This is a genomic window from Rhizobium sp. PRIMUS64 (assembly GCF_023006465.1).
Lineage (GTDB): Bacteria > Pseudomonadota > Alphaproteobacteria > Rhizobiales > Rhizobiaceae > Rhizobium > Rhizobium leguminosarum.
This window is the reverse complement of sequence record NZ_JALBGX010000265.1, coordinates 1-2497: the sequence shown is the minus strand read 5'-3', so window position 1 is coordinate 2497 and position 2497 is coordinate 1. Positions and strand designations below refer to the sequence as shown.

Annotated in this window: 3 protein-coding genes; all 3 read right to left on the bottom strand. The window is 60.5% G+C overall.

From position 1 onward, the window contains the following. Window positions 1-546 (bottom strand): ABC transporter ATP-binding protein (locus MOV76_RS38870; protein WP_247266565.1); only part of this gene is annotated, 546 nt, incomplete at its 3' end. Window positions 547-564: 18 nt separating this feature from the next. Further along, window positions 565-1395 (bottom strand): carbohydrate ABC transporter permease, encoded by an 831-nt coding sequence (locus MOV76_RS38865; protein WP_018072683.1) that lies wholly within the window; start codon window positions 1393-1395, stop codon window positions 565-567. Window position 1396: 1 nt separating this feature from the next. Further along, window positions 1397-2269, bottom strand: coding sequence for a carbohydrate ABC transporter permease (locus MOV76_RS38860; RefSeq protein WP_018497491.1), 873 nt, complete (start codon window positions 2267-2269; stop codon window positions 1397-1399). Between the last annotated feature and the right edge of the window lie 228 nt (window positions 2270-2497).

Below are 2497 nucleotides of genomic sequence, written 5' to 3'. Positions count from 1 at the left end.
CTGCTGATGCAACTCGCTGATTTCGAGGCGCATGTTGACGCGTAGCGCGGCATCGAGGTTCGACAGCGGTTCGTCGAACAGGAAGGCCGAAGGCTGGCGCACGATGGCGCGGCCGATCGCCACGCGCTGGCGCTGGCCGCCGGACAGCTGACGCGGCTTGCGTTCGAGATAATCGGTGAGGTTCAGCACCCGGGCGGCATCGCTCACCTTGCGGTCGATCTCCGCCTTGTCGACGCCGGCCATCTTCAGCGGGAAGGCGATGTTGTTGCGCACGCTCATATGCGGATAAAGCGCATAGGACTGGAACACCATGGCCAGGCCGCGCTCAGACGGCGCCTTTTCGGTGGCGTCCCTGCCGTCGATGACGATCTTGCCGCCGGAGACATCCTCGAGCCCGGCGATCAGCCGGAGCAGCGTGGACTTGCCGCAGCCCGACGGGCCGACGAAGACGACGAACTCGCCGTCCTTGATGTCGAGATCGATCGAAGGGATGACCTTGGCTTCGCCGAAGACCTTGGAAACCTTCTGAAGGGTAATGCTGCCCATGTTTCTCTCCCGTTTATGTTATTTCACAGCGCCGAAGGTCAGACCGCGGACGAGTTGTTTCTGGCTGAACCAGCCAAGGATCAGGATCGGCGCGATCGCCATCGTCGATGCCGCCGAGAGCTTGGCGTAAAACAGGCCCTCGGGGCTGGAATAAGAAGCGATGAAGGCCGTCAGCGGCGCCGCCTTCGAGGCGGTGAGGTTGAGCGTCCAAAACGCCTCGTTCCAGGCAAGGATGATGTTCAAAAGCAGCGTCGAGGCAATGCCGGGCACCGCCATCGGCGTCAGCACGTAGACGATCTCCTTCATCAGCGACGCCCCATCCATGCGCGCCGCCTCGAGGATCTCGCCGGGGATTTCCTTGAAGTAGGTATAGAGCATCCAGACGATGATCGGCAGGTTGATCAGCGTCAGCACGATGACGAGGCCGGTGCGCGTGTCGAGCAGGCCCGAATTGCGAAACAGCAGGTAGATCGGGATCAGTGCGCCCACAGGCGGCATCATCTTGGTCGACAGCATCCACATCAGCACGTCCTTGGTCCGCTTGGTCGGCGAAAACGCCATCGCCCAGGCGGCGGGAATAGCGATGATCAGGCCGATCAGCGTCGAGCCGAAGGAGATGATCACCGAGTTCATGAAGTGGCTGAGATAGTTCGACCGGCTCTGCACCTCGGCGTAGTTTTCCGTCGTCCAGTGGAAGAACAGGAATTGCGGCGGCGAGGCGATGGCGTCGGCTTCCGATTTGAAGCTGGTCAAAAACGTCCAGAGAATCGGGAAGAAGATCAGGATGCCGAGCGTCCAGGCGATCGCGGTGACGATGAGCTTGCGCTGCGTAGTGACTTTTCTGGCCATCTCAAGCCTCCAGATTCTTGCCGACGAGGCGCACGAGGAAGATCGCGACGATATTAGCCAGGATAACAGCCACGATACCGCCGGCCGATGCCCCGCCGATATCGAACTGCAGCAGCGCCTGGGCATAGACGAGATAGGTGAGGTTGGTGCTGTCGGTGCCCGGCCCGCCATTGGTGGTGACGAGGATTTCGGCAAAGACCGAAAGCAGGAAGATCGTCTGGATCAGGATCACCACGGTGATGGCACGCGCCATATGCGGCAGGATGATGTAGATGAACTTCGAGATCGGCCCGGCGCCGTCCATTTCGGAGGCTTCCTTCTGCTCCTCGTCGAGCGACTGCAGTGCGGTCAGCATGATGAGGGTAGCAAAGGGCAGCCACTGCCAGGCGACGATCAGAATGACGGAAAACAGCGGCGCATTCGCCAGCCAGTCGATTGGCTGCAGGCCGAGCGCCTTGGCAAGATGCGCGAAGAGGCCGTTGACCGGGTTCATGAACATGTTCTTCCAGACCAGTGCTGCCACCGTCGGCATGACGAAGAACGGCGCGATCACCAGAATGCGCACGATACCCTGGCCGTACATCGGCTGGTCGAGCAGCAGCGCAAAGGCGATGCCGCCGATGACGGTGATCAGCAACACGCCAGCGACGAGCAACAACGTATTGATCAGCGCCGCGAAGAAGGCCGGATCCGTCAGGAAGTATTCGTAGTTCAGAAAGCCGACGAAGCTCTCCATGCCGGGGCTGAGCAGATTGTAGTTCAGCAGTGAGAAATAGATCGTCATCACAAGCGGGACGATCATCCACGCAAAGAGCAGCAGCACGGAGGGCGCAATCATCAGGCGCGCGGCGGAGCGGGTATGTAACGTTGCCATGGCAATCACCGATCTGGACGGAAGCGGGGAGCGGCCGCAAGGCAGCTTTGGTTGAAAAAAGAGGCCGCCGATGCAGTTCGGGCAATCGGCGACCCAGAGGGGCGGATTGTCAAGGATCCGCCTCTTGCTCAGGAGGTTTTATTTAATGTAGCCGGCTTTGGTCATTTCGCGGGTTGCCAGCTGCTGGGCGCTCTGCAGGGCCTGGTCGACCGAAAGTTGGCCGGCAAG

Excerpts from the sequence above, each read along its gene's own strand:
- MOV76_RS38865 (WP_018072683.1), bottom strand. The coding sequence starts at position 1,395 with ATGGCCAGAAAAGTCACTACGCAGCGCAAGCTCATCGTCACCGCGATC.
- MOV76_RS38860 (WP_018497491.1), bottom strand. The coding sequence starts at position 2,269 with ATGGCAACGTTACATACCCGCTCCGCCGCGCGCCTGATGATTGCGCCC.